This is a genomic window from Streptomyces sp. UC4497 (assembly GCF_054871485.1).
Window position 1 is genome coordinate 1 of record NZ_JBTYHB010000066.1, and the last position, 18,292, is coordinate 18,292.

14 protein-coding genes are annotated in these 18,292 nt (G+C 69.6%); 5 read left to right on the forward strand and 9 right to left on the reverse strand.

The genetic code is table 11. From position 1 onward, the window contains the following. The 7 genes from ACYSUO_RS41660 to ACYSUO_RS41690 form a co-directional block, all read right to left on the reverse strand. The coding region (locus tag ACYSUO_RS41660) for an acyl-CoA dehydrogenase family protein (RefSeq protein ID WP_461781412.1) at positions 1 to 985 on the reverse strand (985 nt) is incomplete at its 3' end. A gap of 2 nt (positions 986 to 987) precedes the next feature. Further along, positions 988 to 1,500 carry a MaoC family dehydratase gene (locus tag ACYSUO_RS41665; protein WP_461781413.1) on the reverse strand — a complete coding sequence of 171 codons (513 nt, stop codon included), beginning with the start codon at positions 1,498 to 1,500 and terminating at the stop codon, positions 988 to 990. A gap of 5 nt (positions 1,501 to 1,505) precedes the next feature. After that, a complete protein-coding gene (locus ACYSUO_RS41670; RefSeq protein WP_461781414.1) occupies positions 1,506 to 2,468 on the reverse strand; it encodes an HpcH/HpaI aldolase/citrate lyase family protein in 963 nt (320 codons plus the stop codon). Continuing rightward, complete coding sequence (locus ACYSUO_RS41675) at positions 2,465 to 4,480, reverse strand: protein meaA (RefSeq protein ID WP_461781425.1); 2,016 nt, start codon at positions 4,478 to 4,480, stop codon at positions 2,465 to 2,467. The genes ACYSUO_RS41670 and ACYSUO_RS41675 overlap by 4 nt, the downstream gene beginning before the upstream one ends. Before the next feature lie 178 nt (positions 4,481 to 4,658). After that, complete coding sequence (gene ccrA, locus ACYSUO_RS41680) at positions 4,659 to 5,996, reverse strand: crotonyl-CoA carboxylase/reductase (protein ID WP_461781415.1); 1,338 nt, start codon at positions 5,994 to 5,996, stop codon at positions 4,659 to 4,661. A gap of 478 nt (positions 5,997 to 6,474) precedes the next feature. Continuing rightward, the gene (locus ACYSUO_RS41685; protein WP_461781416.1) at positions 6,475 to 7,281 is read right to left on the reverse strand and encodes a TetR family transcriptional regulator; all 807 of its coding nucleotides are present in this window, start codon (positions 7,279 to 7,281) and stop codon (positions 6,475 to 6,477) included. Positions 7,282 to 7,384: 103 nt separating this feature from the next. Beyond that, entirely contained in the window at positions 7,385 to 9,175 is a 1,791-nt protein-coding gene (locus ACYSUO_RS41690) for a 3-hydroxyacyl-CoA dehydrogenase family protein (RefSeq protein WP_461781417.1), read from the reverse strand. A 365-nt stretch (positions 9,176 to 9,540) separates the two neighbouring features. Between ACYSUO_RS41690 and ACYSUO_RS41695 the strand changes: the two genes are divergently transcribed. Further along, positions 9,541 to 10,113, forward strand: coding sequence for an adenylosuccinate lyase (locus ACYSUO_RS41695; RefSeq protein WP_461781418.1), 573 nt, complete (start codon positions 9,541 to 9,543; stop codon positions 10,111 to 10,113). 58 nt (positions 10,114 to 10,171) lie between these two features. Here the strand turns inward: ACYSUO_RS41695 and ACYSUO_RS41700 are convergent, their stop codons facing one another. Together ACYSUO_RS41700 and ACYSUO_RS41705 are read right to left on the reverse strand one after the other, a co-directional pair. Beyond that, complete coding sequence (locus ACYSUO_RS41700; protein WP_461781419.1) at positions 10,172 to 10,570, reverse strand: RidA family protein; 399 nt, start codon at positions 10,568 to 10,570, stop codon at positions 10,172 to 10,174. Positions 10,571 to 10,581: 11 nt separating this feature from the next. Continuing rightward, positions 10,582 to 11,625 (reverse strand): Rv2578c family radical SAM protein, encoded by a 1,044-nt coding sequence (locus ACYSUO_RS41705; RefSeq protein WP_461781420.1) that lies wholly within the window; start codon positions 11,623 to 11,625, stop codon positions 10,582 to 10,584. A gap of 201 nt (positions 11,626 to 11,826) precedes the next feature. Here ACYSUO_RS41705 and ACYSUO_RS41710 point away from each other — a divergent pair, with 201 nt between their 5' ends. The 4 genes from ACYSUO_RS41710 (at position 11,827) to ACYSUO_RS41725 (ending at position 18,276) form a co-directional block, all read left to right on the forward strand. Beyond that, on the forward strand, positions 11,827 to 12,270 hold the full coding sequence (locus ACYSUO_RS41710) for an SRPBCC family protein (protein WP_461781421.1): 444 nt from the start codon (positions 11,827 to 11,829) through the stop codon (positions 12,268 to 12,270). 236 nt (positions 12,271 to 12,506) lie between these two features. Then, complete coding sequence (locus ACYSUO_RS41715; RefSeq protein ID WP_461781422.1) at positions 12,507 to 14,912, forward strand: MFS transporter; 2,406 nt, start codon at positions 12,507 to 12,509, stop codon at positions 14,910 to 14,912. Positions 14,913 to 15,083: 171 nt separating this feature from the next. After that, positions 15,084 to 17,465 carry an ATP-binding SpoIIE family protein phosphatase gene (locus tag ACYSUO_RS41720; RefSeq protein ID WP_461781423.1) on the forward strand — a complete coding sequence of 794 codons (2,382 nt, stop codon included), beginning with the start codon at positions 15,084 to 15,086 and terminating at the stop codon, positions 17,463 to 17,465. 85 nt (positions 17,466 to 17,550) lie between these two features. Then, a complete protein-coding gene (locus ACYSUO_RS41725; protein WP_461781424.1) occupies positions 17,551 to 18,276 on the forward strand; it encodes a class I SAM-dependent methyltransferase in 726 nt (241 codons plus the stop codon). Positions 18,277 to 18,292: the final 16 nt, after the last annotated feature.

Genomic DNA, 18,292 nt, shown 5'->3' on the forward strand with positions numbered 1-18,292 from the left:
CGTTACGTTCCCCTGAGTCCTTTTTGCGTGCTGCATTGACCATCATCGCATGGGCGGCCTCGACCTTGGTGGCCATCTCGGCCAACTTGAACTGGATCGCCTGGTGCTGCGCGATGGGCTTTCCGAATGTGTGCCGTTGCTGCGCGTAATCGACACCCAGTTCAAATGCACGCTGTGCGACGCCACAGCCACGCGCGGCGACATTCACACGCCCGACTTCCACGCCGTCCATCATTTGGTAGAAGCCCCGGCCGGTCTCACCGCCCAATACGCGATTGGCCGGAATGCGCAGGTCATCCATGATGAGTTCGGTCGTGTCGACGCCCTTGTAACCCATCTTGTCGATCTTTCCGGGGATGGTCAGGCCCGGACGGACCTCTCCAAAACCGGGTTCCTTCTCGACGAGGAACGTCGTCATCGACTTGTGCGGCGCGGAGCCCTCCGGGTGACCTTCATCACTTCGCGTGAGAACCGCCACAAGCGTTGACGAACCACCGTTCGTCAGCCACATCTTCTGGCCGTTCAGAAGGTAACTGTCGCCGTCCTTAACCGCCTTTGACGTGATGGCCGACACGTCGGAGCCAAGTCCCGGTTCGGACATGGAGAATGCGCCGCGCACCTCGCCGAGCGCCATGCGGGGCAGGAAGTGGTCCTTCTGCTCCTGCGTCCCGTGCTGCTTGAGCATGTAGGCGACGATGAAGTGGGTGTTGATGATGCCGGAGACCGACATCCAGCCGCGCGCGATCTCCTCCACGCACAGCGCATACGTGAGCAGTGACTCGCCAAGACCCCCGTACTCCTCGGGAATCATGAGCCCGAACAGGCCCAACTCCTTGAGCCCGTCGACGATCGCTTGCGGGTACTCGTCGCGGTGCTCGAGTTCGGTCGCGACCGGGAGGATCTCTTTGTCGACGAAGTCCCTGACGGTGGACAGAATTTCCTGCTGTACGTCGGTGAGACCGGCGGTCTGGGCGAGTCGTGCCATGGCTACTTCTCCTGCTCCTTGAGCTGGGGGCGGCCGGGCTGTTCGCCGCCGCGTTCCTTGATGTGCGTCTCGGTGGGCACCATCACCTTGCGGCGGAAGACGCAGACGAGCGTGCCGTCCTGCTTGTAGCCCTTGGTCTCTACGTAGACGATGCCCCGGTCCGATTTCGACTTGGACGGAGTCTTGTCCAGGACCGTGGTCTCGCCGTAGATGGTGTCGCCGTGGAAGGTCGGCGCCACGTGCTTCAGCGACTCGATCTCCAGGTTGGCGATCGCCTTGCCCGACACGTCCGGCACGGACATCCCGAGGAGGAGCGAGTAGATGTAGTTCCCGACGACGACGTTCTTGCCGAAGTCCGTCGTCTTCTCCGCATAGTTCGAGTCCATGTGGAGCGGGTGGTGGTTCATCGTCAGGAGACAGAAGAGATGGTCGTCGTACTCGGTGACCGTCTTTCCGGGCCAGTGCTTGTAGACGTCCCCGACGGTGAACTCTTCGTAAGTGCGGCCGAACTGCATTGTCGCTACGCCTCCGGGATCTCGAACTTGGACGTGCGCTGCATGCCGGCCGCACGTCCCTTCCCGGAGATGACGAGGGCCATCTTCCGGCTGGCCTCGTCGATCATCTCGTCGCCGAGCATCGCGGAGCCCTTCTTGCCGCCGGCCTCGGACGTGCAGTAGTCGTACGCGTCCAGGATCAGCTCGGCGTGGTCGTAGTCCTCCTGGGAGGGCGAGAAGACCTCGTTGGCGGCCTCGACCTGGCCGGGGTGCAGGACCCACTTGCCGTCGAAGCCGAGCGCGGCGGCGCGGCCGGCGACCTCGCGGAAGCCGTCGACGTTCTTGATCTGCAGGTAGGGGCCGTCGATCGCCTGGAGGTCGTTGGCGCGGGCCGCCATCAGGATCTTCATCAGGATGTAGTGGTACGCGTCGGCGCCGTAGCCGGGCGGCTGCTCGCCGACGACCAGGGACTTCATGTTGATGGAGGCCATGAAGTCGGCCGGGCCGAAGATGATGGTCTCGGTGCGCGGCGAGGCCTCGGCGATCGCGTTGACGTTGTTGAGGCCCTGAGCGTTCTCGATCTGCGCCTCGATGCCGATCTTCCCGACCTCGAAGCCCATCGTCTTCTCGATCTGGGTGAGCAGGAGATCGAGGGCGACGACCTGGTCGGCGCTCTGCACCTTCGGCAGCATGATGCAGTCGAGGTTCTGACCCGCGCCCTCGACGACGGTCACGACGTCGCGGTACGTCCACTCGGTCGTCCAGTCGTTGACCCGCACGACGCGCGTCTTGCCCGTCCAGTCGCCCTCGTTGAGGAACTTGACGATGGTGTGCCGCGCCTCGGGCTTGGCGAGCGGGGCGCAGGCGTCCTCCAGGTCGAGGAAGACCTGGTCGGCGTCGAGGCCCTGGGCCTTCTCCAGGAAGCGCGGGTTCGAGCCGGGCACGGCAAGACACGAACGGCGCGGGCGAAGGCGGTTGACCTGGGTCATGCGGGGACCTCCAGTGGGTCGAGGTGGTTCGCTGTGCGGATCTCGTCGACGATACGGCCGATGATCTCCGTGATGCCGAAGTCCTTGGGGGTGAAGACGGCGGCCACACCCGCCCGCTTCAGGTCTTCGGCATCGGCATTCGGGATGATGCCCCCGACGATCACGGGGATGTCGGTGGCGCCCGCCTCACGCAGGCGGGCGAGCACGTCGGGCACCAGCTCGGCGTGCGAACCGGACAGGATCGACAGGCCGACGCAGTGCACGTCCTCGGCGAGCGCGGCGGACACGATCTGTTCGGGCGTGAGCCGGATGCCCTGGTAGACCACCTCGAACCCGGCGTCGCGGGCCCGTACGGCGATCTGCTCGGCGCCGTTGGAGTGTCCGTCGAGGCCCGGCTTGCCGACCAACAGGCGGAGCTTTCCGCCGAGTTCGTCGCCGGTGCGGCGGACCTTCTCGCGGACCTCCGCCATTGGCGTGCCCTCCTCGGCGGCGACCGCGACCGGCGCCGACGAGACGCCCGTGGGGGCGCGGAACTCGCCGAACACCTCGCGCAGGGCCGCGGCCCACTCGCCGGTCGTGACCCCGGCGCGGGCGCATTCGAGGGTGGCCTCCATGAGGTTCTCCGTGCCGGCCGCGGCCTCCTTGAGGCGGTCGAGCGCCTGCCCGGTGGTCGGGTAGTGGAACGGATCGCCCATGCCCTGCCGGTCGGAGGACTCCTCACGCGTCGTGCGCCAGTCACCGATGGCGCGCACGACCCTGGCCTCGACGTCGTGGTCCACCGTCATGATCGCGGTGTCCAGGTCGGCGGTGAGCGGGTTCGGCTCGGTGCCCTCGTAGCAGTTGACGCCGACGATCTTCTCCTCGCCGGCCTCGATCCGCGCGCGGCGCTCCGCGTGCGAGGAGACGAGCTGCGACTTGAGGTAGCCCGACTCGACGGCGGCCATGGCGCCGCCCATCTCCTGGATCCGGTCGATCTCGGCGAAGGAGTCGGCGACCAGCTCGTCGACCTTCTTCTCGATGACGTGCGAGCCCGCGAAGATGTCCTCGTACTCCAACAGGTCGCTCTCGTGGGCGAGGACCTGCTGGATGCGCAGGGACCACTGCTGGTCCCAGGGCCGGGGGAGGCCCAACGCCTCGTTCCAGGCCGGGAGTTGGACGGCGCGGGCGCGCGCGTCCTTGGAGAGCGTCACGGCCAGCATTTCGAGCACGATCCGCTGGACGTTGTTCTCCGGCTGGGCCTCGGTCAGACCCAGGGAGTTGACCTGCACCCCGTACCGGAAGCGGCGCTGCTTCGCGTTCTCGACGCCGTACCGCTCGCGCGTGATCTGGTCCCAGATCCGCCCGAACGCCCGCATCTTGCACATCTCCTCGATGAAGCGGACGCCCGCGTTCACGAAGAAGGAGATGCGGGCCACGACGTCCCCGAACTTCTCCTCGGGGACCTGCCCTGAGTCGCGTACGGCATCGAGAACCGCGATGGCGGTGGACATCGCGTAGGCGATCTCCTGGACCGGAGTGGCCCCCGCCTCCTGGAGGTGGTAGCTGCAGATGTTGATCGGGTTCCACTTCGGCATGTTCGCGACCGTGTACGTGATCATGTCGGTCGTGAGCCGGAGCGAGGGGCCCGGAGGGAACACGTGCGTGCCCCGCGACAGGTACTCCTTGACGATGTCGTTCTGCGTCGTTCCCTGGAGCGCCGCGATGTCCGCGCCCTGCTCCTCCGCGACGACCTGGTAGAGCGCCAGGGTCCACATGGCGGTGGCGTTGATGGTCATCGAGGTGTTCATCTGCTCCAGCGGGATGTCCTGGAACAGCCGCCGCATGTCACCGAGATGGGACACCGGGACGCCGACCCGGCCGACCTCGCCGCGGGCGAGGATGTGGTCGGGGTCGTAACCGGTCTGGGTCGGCAGGTCGAAGGCGACCGACAGACCCGTCTGCCCCTTGGCGAGGTTGTTCCGGTACAGCTCGTTGGACGCCTCCGCCGTGGAGTGACCGGCGTACGTGCGCATGAGCCACGGCCGGTCCCTTTCCTTTTGTGCCTGCGGCACCGGGCGCTGGATGCCGGCGTCGACGTTCCTCAGCCCGCGGTCGCTGCGCTCCCTTGTCTTCGTCTCTTTCGACACCGGCGCACCCGGCGCCGCAGACACGGCCTGACGCTCAGTCATCTGCTGGCTCTCCTACGGAAGTTCAGACGTTCCGGAACCGGTTGATGGCGTCGATGTGCTGCGCCCGCTTCTCGTGGTCGCGCACGCCGAGGCCCTCCTCGGGGGCGAGCGCGAGGACGCCGACCTTGCCCTGGTGGAGGTTGCGGTGCACGTCGTAGGCGGCCTGCCCGGTGTCCTCCAGCGAGTAGACCTTCGACAGCGTCGGATGGATCTTGCCCTTGGCGATCAGGCGGTTGGCCTCCCACGCCTCGCGGTAGTTGGCGAAGTGCGAGCCGATGATCCGCTTCAGGGACATCCACAGGTAGCGGTTGTCGTACTCGTGCATGTAGCCCGAGGTGGAGGCGCAGGTGGTGATGGTGCCGCCCTTGCGCGTGACGTAGACGCTGGCGCCGAAGGTCTCGCGGCCGGGGTGCTCGAAGACGATGTCGATGTCCTCGCCGCCGGTGAACTCGCGGATGCGCTTGCCGAAGCGCTTCCACTCCTTCGGGTCCTGGGTGCGCTCGTCCTTCCAGAACTTGTAGCCCTCGGCGTTGCGGTCGATGACCGCCTCGGCGCCCATGCCCTTGCAGATGGCGGCCTTCTCCGGGCTGGAGACGACACAGATCGGGTTGGCGCCGCCGGCGAGCGCGAACTGGGTGGCGTAGGAGCCGAGTCCGCCGCTCGCGCCCCAGATCAGGACGTTGTCGCCCTGCTTCATTCCGGCGCCGTTGCGGGACACCAACTGGCGGTACGCGGTGGAGTTCACGAGGCCGGGAGCGGCGGCCTCCTCCCAGCTGAGGTGGTCCGGCTTCGGCATCAGCTGGTTGGACTTCACCAGCGCGATCTCGGCCAGGCCGCCGAAGTTGGTCTCGAAGCCCCAGATGCGCTGCTCGGGGTCGAGCATCGTGTCGTTGTGGCCGTCGCTCGACTCCAGCTCGACGCTGAGGCAGTGCGCGACGACCTCGTCGCCCGGGTTCCAGGCGTTCACGCCGGGACCGGTGCGCAGCACGACGCCCGCGAGGTCGGAGCCGATGATGTGGTACGGCAGGTCGTGACGCTTCGTCAGTTCGCTCAACCTGCCGTAGCGCTCCAGGAATCCGAAGGTCGCCATCGGCTCGAAGATCGAGGTCCAGACGGAGTTGTAGTTCACGGAGGAGGCCATGACGGCGACGAGCGCCTCGCCGGGACCGAGCTCGGGGATCGGCACGTCGTCCAGGTGGATCGACTTGCGCGGGTCCTTCTCGCGGGTCTCGAGCCCGGCGAACATCTCCGTCTCGTCCTTGTGCACGGTGATCGCGCGGTACGAGTCGGGGAGCGGAATGGCGGCGAAGTCGGCAGACGTGGCGCTCTGCGACTGAATCGCGTCCAGGATGTCCTTCACGGTGGTGCCTCCGGCGGTGAGCGTTGAGGGGAACGCTGAGTCGGGTGTGGCTGATGGCTGCGGTGGTGCGATGAGGGTGTGTGCCGTCGGTTCGGCGGGGTGGTGCTGTGGCAGCGCTTGGTGTGGCGCGGAAGGTTGCCTGTGACGCAGGCGTCCGGGCGCGCGAATCACGGTCGTACGTGCCTCGCGGGGACAGCCCTCGCACGGAAGTTTTCCATGCGCCGGCCGCCCGGACACCTTCAACGTATGGCACGCCGTGACAACGCACAAGGCACTGCGTGCCATAAATTTCGCTCAGATGAATTTTTGTTGTTCAAGTGAGCGATGATCGATCAGGCGAGGTCAGGGGCGGGTTTCCGGGCGCGGAAAGGATCGATGATCGATCGCCGCGGTCGGTGGCGGTGGGGAAGGGGAACGCAAAAGGCGCCTCACCTGGCACTGCGTGCCAGGTGAGGCGCCTTAGGAGCGGCTGGTTCCGCTACCGGTTCTTGAGGGCCTCTTCGATCGTGCGCATGACCTCCGGAAGCGGCGCGTCCGTGCGTGCCACCGTCACCAGGACCTCGCCGTTCTGCGAGACCTGCGCGGGGGCCGATGGAGCGGCCGGGGTGCGGCCCGCGCCGATGCCGGTGCCGAACGTGCGGCGCACGATGGCGAAGGCGTGGTCGAGCTGGGTCTCGACGTCGCCCTGGCCGCCGGCCCGCAGCCAGCGGCGCAGCACGTGGTTGTGGGCCGTGACGACGGCGGAGGCGGCCACCTCGGCGAGCAACGGGTCGTCGTTGCCGTCGTGGTGGGCCTGCTCGTCGAAGTGGCCCAGGAGATAGCGGGTGAACAGGCGCTCGTAGCGGGCCACCGAGGCGATCTCGGCCTCGCGCAGCGTCGGCACCTCGCGGGTCAGCTGGTAGCGGGCCACCGCCACCGTCGGCGACGCCGCGTACATCTTCATGACTTCCTTGATGCCCCGGCACACCGTGTCCAGCGGGTGCTCCAGGGGCGGCGCCGCGTTCAGGACGGCCTCCGCGCGCACCAGGGTGTCGTCGTGGTCCGGGAAGATCGCCTCTTCCTTGGAGCGGAAGTGGCGGAAGAACGTGCGCCGGGCGACCCCGGCGGTCGCGGCGATCTCGTCGACCGTCGTCGCCTCGTACCCCTTCGTGGCGAAGAGTTCCATCGCCGCGGCCGCCAGCTCGCGGCGCATCTTGAGCCGCTGGGCGGCGGCCCGATTGCCCGCGGCGCTCTCCGGGGCGTCGGGCGTGGCGGAGGTACGGGAGGACTGGTCGGCCTTGGACATGACCCGAACGTACTGCATGTACGTGCCCGGTGGTGCCCCGGTCAGCGGGCCGCCCGGCTCCCCGAGCAGCCCACCCCAACCGGATTCGGCCTCCCCGAACGAATCAGCGCTTGGCATATTCGCGGAAACCACGGCCGGTCTTGCGGCCGAGGCAGCCCGCGGCCACCAGGTGCTCGAGGAGCGGCGCGGGGGCGAGGCCCGGGTCGCGGAACTCGCGGTGCAGCACGCGCTCGATGGCGAGCGAGACGTCCAGGCCGACCACGTCGAGCAGTTCGAACGGGCCCATCGGGTAGCCGCCGCCGAGCTTCATCGCGGCGTCGATGTCGTCGAGCGAGGCGTAGTGCTGCTCGACCATCTTGATCGCGTTGTTCAGGTACGGGAAGAGCAGCGCGTTCACGATGAACCCGGCCCGGTCCCCGCAGTCCACGGGGTGCTTGCGGACCTTGCGGGTCAGCTCGCGGACGGTGGCGTGCACCTCGTCGGACGTGAGCACGGTGCGCACGACCTCGACGAGCTTCATGGCGGGCGCCGGGTTGAAGAAGTGCATGCCGATGACGTCCTGCGGGCGCGAGGTGGCGCGGGCGCAGGCGACGACGGGCAGCGAGGAGGTCGTGGTCGCGAGGATCGCGCCGGGCTTGCAGACCTTGTCGAACGTCGCGAACAGCTGCCGCTTGACGTCCAGGTCCTCGGCGACGGCCTCCAGGGCCAGATCGACATCGGCGAACGCGTCGTAGGAACCGGCGGGGGAGATGCGTCCGAGCGCCTCCTCGGCGTTCTCAGCGGTCATCCGGCCCTTGTCGACGGAGCGACGAAGCGACTTGGCGATACGGGACTTGGCCGCCTGTGCCTTCTCCTCGCTGCGGGCCGCGAGCACCACGTCGTACCCGGCCTTCGCGAACACCTCGGCGATCCCGGACGCCATCGTCCCCGAGCCCGCGACGCCGACGGAGCGCACGGTGCGGGCGGGCCCCGTGAGCGCGTCGCTGAGCGGCGTCAGCGCGTCGCGCACCACGACGGAGCTGCCCGGCGCCTCGTACGTGTAGAAGCCACGGCCGGCCTTGCGCCCGGTCAGACCCGCCTCGCTGAGCTGCTTGAGGATCGGGGCGGGGGCGTGCAGCCGGTCGTGCGACTCGGCGTACATGGCGTCCAGGACGGTACGCGCGGTGTCGACGCCGATCAGGTCGAGCAGCGCGAGGGGGCCCATCGGCAGCCCGCAGCCCAGCTTCATCGCGGCGTCGATGTCCTCGCGCGAGGCGTACTTGGCCTCGTACATGGCGGCGGCCTGGTTCAGGTAGCCGAAAAGCAGCCCGTCGGCGACGAAACCGGGCCGGTCGCCGACCGCCACCGGGTCCTTGCCCAGCTCGATGGCGAGATCGGTGACGGTGGCGACGGCGGCCGGCGCGGTGAGCACGCTGGAGACCACCTCGACGAGCTTCATCGCCGGCGCCGGGTTGAAGAAGTGCAGGCCGAGGACGCGCTCGGGCCGCGCCGAATCGGCGGCGAGCCGGGTCACCGAGAGCGCGTTGGTGCCGGTCGCGAGGATGGTGTCGGGGCGCACGATGCCGTCAAGCTCGCGGAAGACCTGCTGCTTGAGCTCGTACGACTCCGGGACGACCTCGATCACCAGGTCGGCCTCGGCCGCGGCCTGGAGGTCGGTGAACGTACGGAAGCGGGCGAGCAGGTCGGCCCGCTGCTGCTCGGTGAGGTGCTCACGGCGCACCGCACGCGCCGTCGAGGCCTCCACGGACGCCACGGCCTGCGCGGTGGCGGACTCGCTGATGTCGATGCCGATGACCTCGCGCCCGGCACGGGCCAGGACCTCGGCGATGCCGGTGCCCATCGTGCCGAGGCCGACGACGGCCACAGTCGAGATACGGGACAGGGGAGCGTCCATCTGGGGACTCCAGAAGATGAGGGTGAGGACTGCTGCGACTGATCCGCCGCACGCACGCGAACCGGGCAGGAGTGAACTGCGCGAGCTGTGTGAGCTGCGCGTGCTGCCAACAGGTGTGGGCGGTGCGGGAGTTGAATCGAACCGGCGGCCCTGTCCCGGGGCCGAGCCGTACTGCGGTACACACGGGTACCGAACCGACTGACACTCACGACGGCTGCGTCACCAGGCCGCCGCGAGCGGTGCTGCGGGAAGTATGCCCCGCTCACCTGAGCTTAACCAGCGAGTAACGAGCGCGCCAGTCCTCGGTGTTGAAAGGTCCCTGTGATCTACGTCGCCGCAGGCCGTGCGCGTCTACCCTCGACGTCATGGACGAAGAGTCGCGAACGGTAACGGAACGCATCCGGAAGGAATCCGGTGGAACGCCCGCGTTCGAGCAGCTGGCAGACACGCACGACAGGGATGAGCTGGCGGCGGTGTTGACCGCGCCGCAGCAGCCGCTGTGGGCGCGGGAACTGGCGGCGTACCGGCTCGGCATGGCCGGCGACGGCCGCGCCTTCGAATCCCTCGTCCTGCTGCTCAACCACCGTGATCCGCAGCGCTGCGCCGCCGCGGCGCGGGCGCTGGCCGCGCTCGGCGACCCGCGTACGGCGCGGGCGGCCGCGGCCCTGGCGACGAACGAGCTGCGCGTCGCCTACGCCCTGCACCCCATCCGCCTGCTCACCCAGCTCCGTGCCCCGGAGTCGGCCCCGGCCCTGATCGCCACGCTCCGTCGCCGCCTCGTCCCGCACGACCCGTACCGGAAGGTGGCCCTCGCCTGTGTGGAGGGCCTGGGCAGCCTCGCCGACCCGCGGGCCCGCGAGGTACTGAAGGAGGCGGCCACGCACCAGCGCCTCGCGATGGCGGCGGAGGCGGCGCTGGCGAGGTTGCCGGAGGGGTGAGGCGGGGGCTGCCGCGGGGGTGGGCGGGGCGGTTGGGGCCTGTCGTTCGGATCAGGCCCTACTCCGGCGCGACGGCCAGGGCCTCGATCTCCATCAGGAAGTCCGGCGACACCAGAGCGGCGACCTGCACCGCGGAGGCGGCGGGCAGCCGCGCCGGGTCCAGGAACTCGTCGCGGGCCTGCCGCACGGCGGGCATGTGGGCCACGTCCGTCACGAAGTACGTCACCTTCACCACGTCGTCGAAGGACGCACCCGCCGCCGCGAGGCACCGGCGCAGATTCTCGAACACCTGCCGCGCCTGCGCCAACGGGTCGCCCGCGCCGACCAGTTCGCCCTTCTCGTCGAGGGCGAGCTGACCGGACACGGCGATGAGGCGGCCGGTGCCCATGACGACGTGGCTGTAGGCGGCGGCCGGTGCGACGCCGTCGGGGGTGGGGATGTGGGTGAGGTGTGTCATGGGGGCCATCCTCACAGGAGCGTGAGCTGGGTCGGGGCCGCCTCCGGGGTCGGCGTCTCCTCGCGGGCGGGGATACGCCGGGTCGTGGCCGCCCGGGACGGGCCGATGCCGTACTCCTCCGCCAGTTCGTGGACCTGGCGGGTCACGCGGCGCTGGTACCACTTCGGGGCGTAGGCGCCCTCCGCGTACAGCCGCTCGTAACGGCGGACCAGGTGCGGGTGGTGCTGCGCGAGCCACCCCATGAACCACTCGCGGGCGCCGGGGCGCAGATGCAGGACCAGCGGGGTCACGGACGTCGCGCCCGCCTGGGCGATGGCGCGGACCGTCGCCCGCAGCTGATCGGGGTGGTCGCCGAGGAAGGGGATCACCGGGGCCATCAGGACCCCGCAGCCGATCCCCGCGTCGGTGAGGGCGCGTACGACATCGAGGCGGCGCTCGGGCGCGGGCGTGCCCGGCTCGACGGTGCGCCACAGCTCCCGGTCCACGAAGCCGACCGAGACCGAGATCCCGACGTCCGTCACCTCCGCCGCCTGGCGAAGGATCGGCAGGTCGCGCAGGATCAGCGTGCCCTTCGTCAGGATCGAGAACGGGTTCGCGAAGTCGCGCAGCGCCTCGATGATGCCGGGCATCAACTGGTAGCGGCCCTCGGCCCGTTGATAGCAGTCGACGTTCGTGCCCATCGCGATGTGCTCGCCGTGCCAGCGACGCGAGGCGAGGTGCTGGCGCAGCAGCTGCGGCGCGTTCATCTTCGCCACGATCTGGCTGTCGAAGCCGAGCCCGGTGTCGAGGTCCAGATAGCGGTGGGTGTTGCGCGCGAAACAGTAGACGCACGCGTGAGTGCAGCCCCGATACGGGTTGACGGTCCACTCGAACGGCATCCGGGACGCCCCCGGCACCCGGTTCACGATCGACCGGGCCCGGATCTCGTGGAACGTCACGCCACGGAACTCAGGGGTGTCGAAGGTCCTGCTCACAACCGCGTCCGCGCCGAACAGCGCGGCATCCCGGGCTCGCCCATGGTCGGCGGGTTCGTCCGTGAGGTTCTCCCAGCGCATGACGCCTCCTCGGTAGCACTGACCACAGAATAGAACACATGTTCCCTTGATCGTGCGAACCCGGTGCGATCCCCGTGCGAACGCCCCACGTAGCAGGTGTGGCCGGGGTCCGGCCCCGATTTGGGCGGCCGGTACGGACAGTGGTTGTCTTGACACCGCCCATGGGCGGTCCCTGAAGAACCAATTGCTGGAGGAAGTGTCATGGCGCAGGTCGAGGCCACCACGGAACGTGTCGTCGCCGCGAAGCCGGACGACGTCTTCGACGCCCTCGCCGACTACAGCGGCACGCGCGCGAAGATGCTGCCCGAGCACTTCAGCGAGTACGAGGTGCGCGAGGGCGGCGACGGCGAGGGCACGCTCGTGCACTGGAAGCTCCAGGCCACCAGCAAGCGCGTGCGCGACTGCCTGCTCGACGTGACCGAGCCGACCGACGGCGAGCTCGTCGAGACGGACCGCAACTCCTCCATGGTCACGACGTGGCGCGTCACGCCGGCCGGTGAGGGCCAGTCCCGCGTCGTCGTCACGACCGTGTGGAACGGCGCGGGCGGCATCGGCGGCTTCTTCGAGAAGACCTTCGCTCCCAAGGGCCTCGGCCGCATCTACGACGCCGTGCTCGCCGGGCTCGCGGCCCAGGTCGAGAAGTAGCCTGCGTGGGCGGGCAGTTGTGAGGCTCGCGTCGTGACCCCCGCGTCGTGACCCTCGCGCACTGATCCGCCGCTCACCGTTTCGAGTGGTTTTCGTTTTGCCGCCGTTGTACGCCGTAGGGCTCCTACCGGCGGATACGTCGATCCGGCCCACCTGAACAGCGAATCGTCGCGCTTGCCCCCAGTTGTCGCGTAATGCGAGAAATGGCCGGGCAAGGGCGACGAGGGGAGCTGCAGGTGGGCACGGTGACGCTGGTGACCGATCCGGTCGGGGATCCGGTGGCCCCGCCCGATCTCCCGCAGGGGCCGCAACGGCCCGCGGAGCCCGCCGAGTTGCCCGGCCACGGGCTCAGCCCGCGCCGCGTGCGCATGGTCTTCGTCGGCCTGATGCTGGCGCTGCTGCTCGCCGCCCTCGAGCAGATGATCGTCGCCACGGCGCTGCCCCGGATCGTCGGTGAACTGCACGGCCTGGACAAGATGTCCTGGGCGATCACCGCCTACCTGCTGACCTCCACCATCGGCCTGCCGATCTACGGAAAGCTCGGCGACCTCTTCGGCCGCAAGGGCGTCTTCCAGTTCGCGATCGTCGTCTTCATCGTCGGCTCCGCGCTCGCGGGCCGCGCGCAGACGATGGACCAACTCATCGCGTTCCGCGCCCTCCAGGGCGTCGGCGCGGGCGGGCTCATGATCGGCGTACAGGCGATCATCGGCGACATCGTGCCGCCGCGCGAACGTGGCCGCTACATGGGCCTGATCGGCGCCGCGTTCGGCCTCGCCTCGGTCGCGGGCCCGCTGCTCGGCGGCTACTTCACCGACCATCTGTCCTGGCGCTGGTGCTTCTACATCAACGTCCCGTTCGGCCTGCTCACCCTCGCGGTCACGGCGGTCGTCCTCAAGCTCCCCAAGCCGACCAAGAAGCCCCGACTCGACGTCATGGGCGCGTTGTTGCTGGCCGCCGCCTCCACCTGTCTTGTGCTGCTGACCAGTTGGGGCGGGACCGAGTACGAGTGGGGCGACCGCGTCATCATCGGGCTCGGCGCGGGCGCCCTCGCCTCGACGCTCCTCTTCCTCCTCGCCGAGAAGTTCGCCGCCGAACCCCTCATCCCGCTGCGGCTGTTCCGGGACTCGGTGTTCAACGTCAGCGGGCTCGTCGGCATGGTCGTGGGCGTCGCGCTGTTCGGCGCGGCGAGCTATCTGCCGACGTTCCTCCAGATGGTCGACGGTGCGTCGGCCACCGAGTCGGGCCTGCTGATGCTCCCGATGATGGGCGGGGTGGTCGTCGCCTCCATCGTCTCCGGCCAACTCATCAGCCACACGGGCCGATACAAGCTCTACCCGATCCTCGGAGGCGCGCTCTCGACGGCCGGCATGTACCTCCTGTCGCGGCTCGAAGTGGACACGCCACGCCTCGAATACAGCGTCTACATGGCCGTGTTGGGCGCGGGCATCGGCCTGATCATGCCCGTCCTCGTGCTCGCCGTGCAGAACTCCGTACGCGCTTCGGACCTCGGCACCGCCACCAGCGCCAACAACTACTTCCGGCAGATCGGCGGCAGCGTGGGCGCCGCGATCTTCGGCACGCTCTTCGCGGACCGGCTCGCCGACTCCCTCGCCGACCGGGTCACCGGCGGCGGGCGGCTGCCCGACGCCGAGTCCATCACCCCGCAGCTCGTGCACGCGATGCCCGCGGCGCTGCGCACCCCGTACATCGAGGCATACGCCGACGCGATGCCCCGGATCTTCCTCTACCTGGTGCCGGTCCTCGTCCTTGGCCTGCTCCTCGCCTTCTTCCTCAAGGAGACACCCCTGTTGTCCAGTTCCGCCGGCTCCGTCGGCTCCGAGACCCATGCCATTCCCGCGCAGGAGCGTGCCACCGGCCACGCCGCCGGGGTCCCGGTCTGCGGGACCGTACGGCACTCCGACGGCACGCCGGTGCCGCGCGCCGCGCTCACCCTCATCGACGTGGGCGGCTCCCAGATCGGCCGTGGCGCGAGCGGCGACGACGGCCGCTACGCGCTCGCGACGCCGGGTACGGGGTCGTACGTCCTGATCGCGGCGGCCGGTGGCCACCAGCCGCAGGCCGTGACGGTCACGGTCGGCGAACGCCCCGTGGACCTCGACGTGGTCCTCGGCGGAGCGGGTCGGCTGGCCGGTTCGGTGCTCACGGCGGACGGAACTCCCGTACGCGAAGCGATCGTTACGTTGACGAACGTGCACGGGGAAGTGGTGTCGACGACGCGCTCCGGCCGCGAAGGGGGCTACGTCATCACGGAGTTGGTGGCCGGCGAGTACACCCTGGCCGCCAGCGCCCCGGCGTTCCGGCCGGCCGCACTGCCGGTGACGGTGATGGCCTCCCGTGAGACCCGCCAGGACGTGGAGCTCGCGGGCGGGGCGATGTTGCGGGGAACGGTGCGGGCGGGTGGCGGCCGGCCGGTGGAGGACGCGAGGGTGACGCTGCTCGATGTCGCGGGCAACGTGGTGGACACGCTGACCACGGGCCCGGACGGCACGTTCCGCTTCGTGGACCTGGCGTCCGGCGAGTACACGGTGATCGCGGCGGGCTATCCGCCGGTGGCGACGGTGCTTCAGGTGGCGGGGGGTGGGCGGACGGAACGGGACCTTCAGCTGGGGCACGAGGACTGAGGCGGGGCCGGGGCAGGGCCCCGAGGCGGTGGATCGGTGGGGTGGCAGGGGCCCCCGGCGTCAAGGTCCCTGGCGTAATTACCGGCAAGAAGCCACCCGCCAACCGGCGGAGCCGTACCGTGGGGAGAGGCGGCGCGCACCCCCGGCGCGCCGGAGGGAAGGAACGCGGCGATGGACGGCACCGGTCAGGCCCCGCAGGGCCGCGTCCCGCTCGCTGTCGTGGTGATCGACCACGCGGGACGCGTCTCGCACTGGAGCAGCGGCGCCCACCGCCTCTTCGGTCCGCCCAAGGAGGACGCGGTGGGGCGACCCGCCGCCGACCTCCTGCCGGTCTCCGGCGCGCTACCTCAAGAGGTTCCCGCGCCGCACGACTTGGAGGAATCGCTCGGCGGACAGCTGTCCTACCCGGCCGCGGGACGCGCCCGCCTCGACACCAGCGCGGGCCCCCGCGACCGCATCGACGTTCTGTGGTGGGCGTACCCCCTGGTGGGCCCGGGCCCGGAGCGGTTGCTCGTACTGGCCGTCGACGCCCAGAAGTTGGGCGGCGGCGAGGGGGCGGAGGTCGAGCGGATAGCCCCGGCTTTCGCGCTGCACACGGACTTCCCCGCGGCCGAGGAACTCGCCCGCAAGCTGCCCGAGATCCTGCCGAGCATGAGCGTTTCGGAGAGTGCGCGGATCGTGTCGCAGGTGCTCGAACTCGGGTATCCGGTGCTGGAGTTCAGTCAGCATGATCGGGTGCCTGTGACTGCTGACTGGGGTGTCTCCCGGCGCACCGAGCGCAAGGCGCGCCGCGCGCAGGCCGCCCGCGCCACCGCGATGGGCGTGCCCTCCCCACGCGCACCGCTCGACGACGCCGACAGCGCGGAAGACCTCGAATACGCGGCCGTACGCGACCGCCTCGAATTTCTCAACGAGGTGAGCGGGCGCATCGGTTCGTCCCTCGACCTGTCCCGCACCATCGTCGAGGTCAGCCGCGCGGTCGTGCCCCGCTTCACCGATGTGGCGGGCACGTATCTGCGTGAGCAGGTCGTCGCGGGCGAGGGCTTCCCCGAGGGCGCGCCCGACGCCACCACTATGTGGCACCGCGTCGCCCTGGAGCACACCGACGAGCCGGGCCGCTGGGACGATGTCGTACCGGTCGGCGAGTCCATGCCGTTCCCGGTGCACACGCCGTTCTTCCAGTGCATGACCAGCGGCGACCCGGTCCTCGTGCCGTACATCTCGGAGGAGATGGGCAACGCGATCGCGTCGCAGTTCGAGAAGCGCGACATCCGGCCACTGATCAACCACCGGTCGATGCTGGTCGTGCCGCTCAAGGCGCGCAATGTCGTGCTGGGCTTCATGATTCTGCTGCGGCACCAGGAGCGGCCCGTCTTCAACGACATGGACCGCGTGACCGGCGCCGAACTAGCCGCGCGGGCCGGCCTCGTACTCGACAACGCGCGCATGTACACGTACCAGGAGGCCGTCGCCGAGACGCTCCAGGACAGCATGCTGCCGCAGATCGAGCCGCACATGCCGGGCTGCGACATCGCCACCCGCTATCTGCCGGGCACGCTGCTCGGGCGGGTCGGAGGCGACTGGTTCGACTCCATCAAGCTGCCGGGCGCGCGCACCGCGCTCGTCGTCGGTGACGTGATGGGGCACGGGCTCAACTCGGCAGCGATGATGGGGCAGTTGAGGACCGCCGTGCAGACCATGGCCGCGCTCGATCTGCCGCCCGCTCAACTCCTGCGCAATCTCGACGACTTGGCGCAGCGGCTCGGCGACAACTATCTGGCGACGTGTCTCTACGCCGTCTACGACCCCATCGTCGGAGAGCTGCACATCGCCAACGCCGGGCACATCCCTCCCGTCCTTGTGCGCGCGGCCGACGGGGGCAGTGAGCTGCTCGAACTGCCCACGGGCGCCCCGATCGGCGTCGGCGGCGTGCCGTTCGAGTCCGTACGGGTTCCGGTCGCGCCCGGCGACCGCCTGGTGATGTGCACGGACGGCCTGGTCGAGGTGCGCGGCGAGGACATCGGTGTGGGCCTCGCGACGCTCTGCGAGTCCGCCGCCCACCCGGCCGCCTCCATGGACGACGCCTGCGACACCATCATCCGTTCGCTGGCCACGAGGGGCGGCCGCAAGGACGACGTGGCACTGCTGCTCGCGCGGCTCAACGGGTTCGAGGCGGACGACGTCGCCCACTGGACCTTCGCCCCGGAGCCCGCCGAGGTGTCACGCGCGCGTGGTCTCGTACGCGAGCGGCTCGCGCGGTGGCGCCTGTCGGGGATCTCGGACTCCGCGGAACTGATCGTGAGCGAACTCGTCAGCAATGCCGTACGTCATGCGCGCGGCGGCCCCGTGCAGCTGCGCCTGGTGCGCTCGGGGACGCTGCTGTGCGAGGTCGAGGACACCGAGCACGCGCTGCCGACGTTGCTCAGCGCGGGGCCCGGTGACGAGTTCGGGCGGGGTCTTCGCGTGGTGGCGCGGCTCTCGCGCGCGTGGGGCACGAGTCGCACGGCGACGGGAAAGACCGTGTGGTTCGAACTTTCCGCGTCTTCTCGGTGAAGGTGCGTACGGCGTTCTTGTGGGGCGTGTCCAGGAGCGGTAGACCGAGCTGACACTTCGGCTGCCGCACCCTGGGGAGGGCTCCATGAGCGTGAGCGAGCGCTACAAGGAAGCGTGGGAGAGCTTCTGGCAGGACGCATCGCCCGAGCCGGGAGGCGTCTTCTGGGACTCCGAGCCCGCAATCACGGCGGGGCTCCATCTCGCCCTGTTCGAACCGGAGTTGGCGGCGCCGGACCTGCCGATGCTGGACCTCGGCTGCGGGAACGGCACGCAGACCCGCTTCCTCGCCGACCGCTACCCGAGAGTCGTCGGCGCCGACCTGTCGGCGGCCGCCCTCGGCCGGGCCCGCGAGGCCGATCCTGCGGGACAGGCCGACTACCGCGAGCTCGACGCCACCGACAACAACCAAATGGGCTCCCTGCACGCCGAGTTGGGTGACGTCAACGTCTATATGCGGGGCGTGCTGCACCAGAGCGAGCCCACCGACCGGCAGTTGCTCGTCGACGCGATCGCGGCGCTCGTCGGCGAGCGCGGGCGCGGCTTCGTGGTCGAGCTGTCGGAGCGGGCGCGGCCGATCCTGGAGGAGCTGGCGACGGGGCCTGCCGGGCCGCCGCCCAAGCTGGGCGAGGTGTTCGCGCACGGCATCGCGCCCGGCGAGGTCTCCGACGAGGTGGTGCCGGAGTACGTGGCGGCGGCGGGCCTCTCGGTCCTGGCCGCGGGGGAGCTGCCGCTCGTGACGACGGATTTCTCGGCCGACGGCGGTCGTATCGAGCTGCCGTCGACATGGCTGGTGGTGGGCCGGTCAGACTAATTCCGGATGCCGCCGC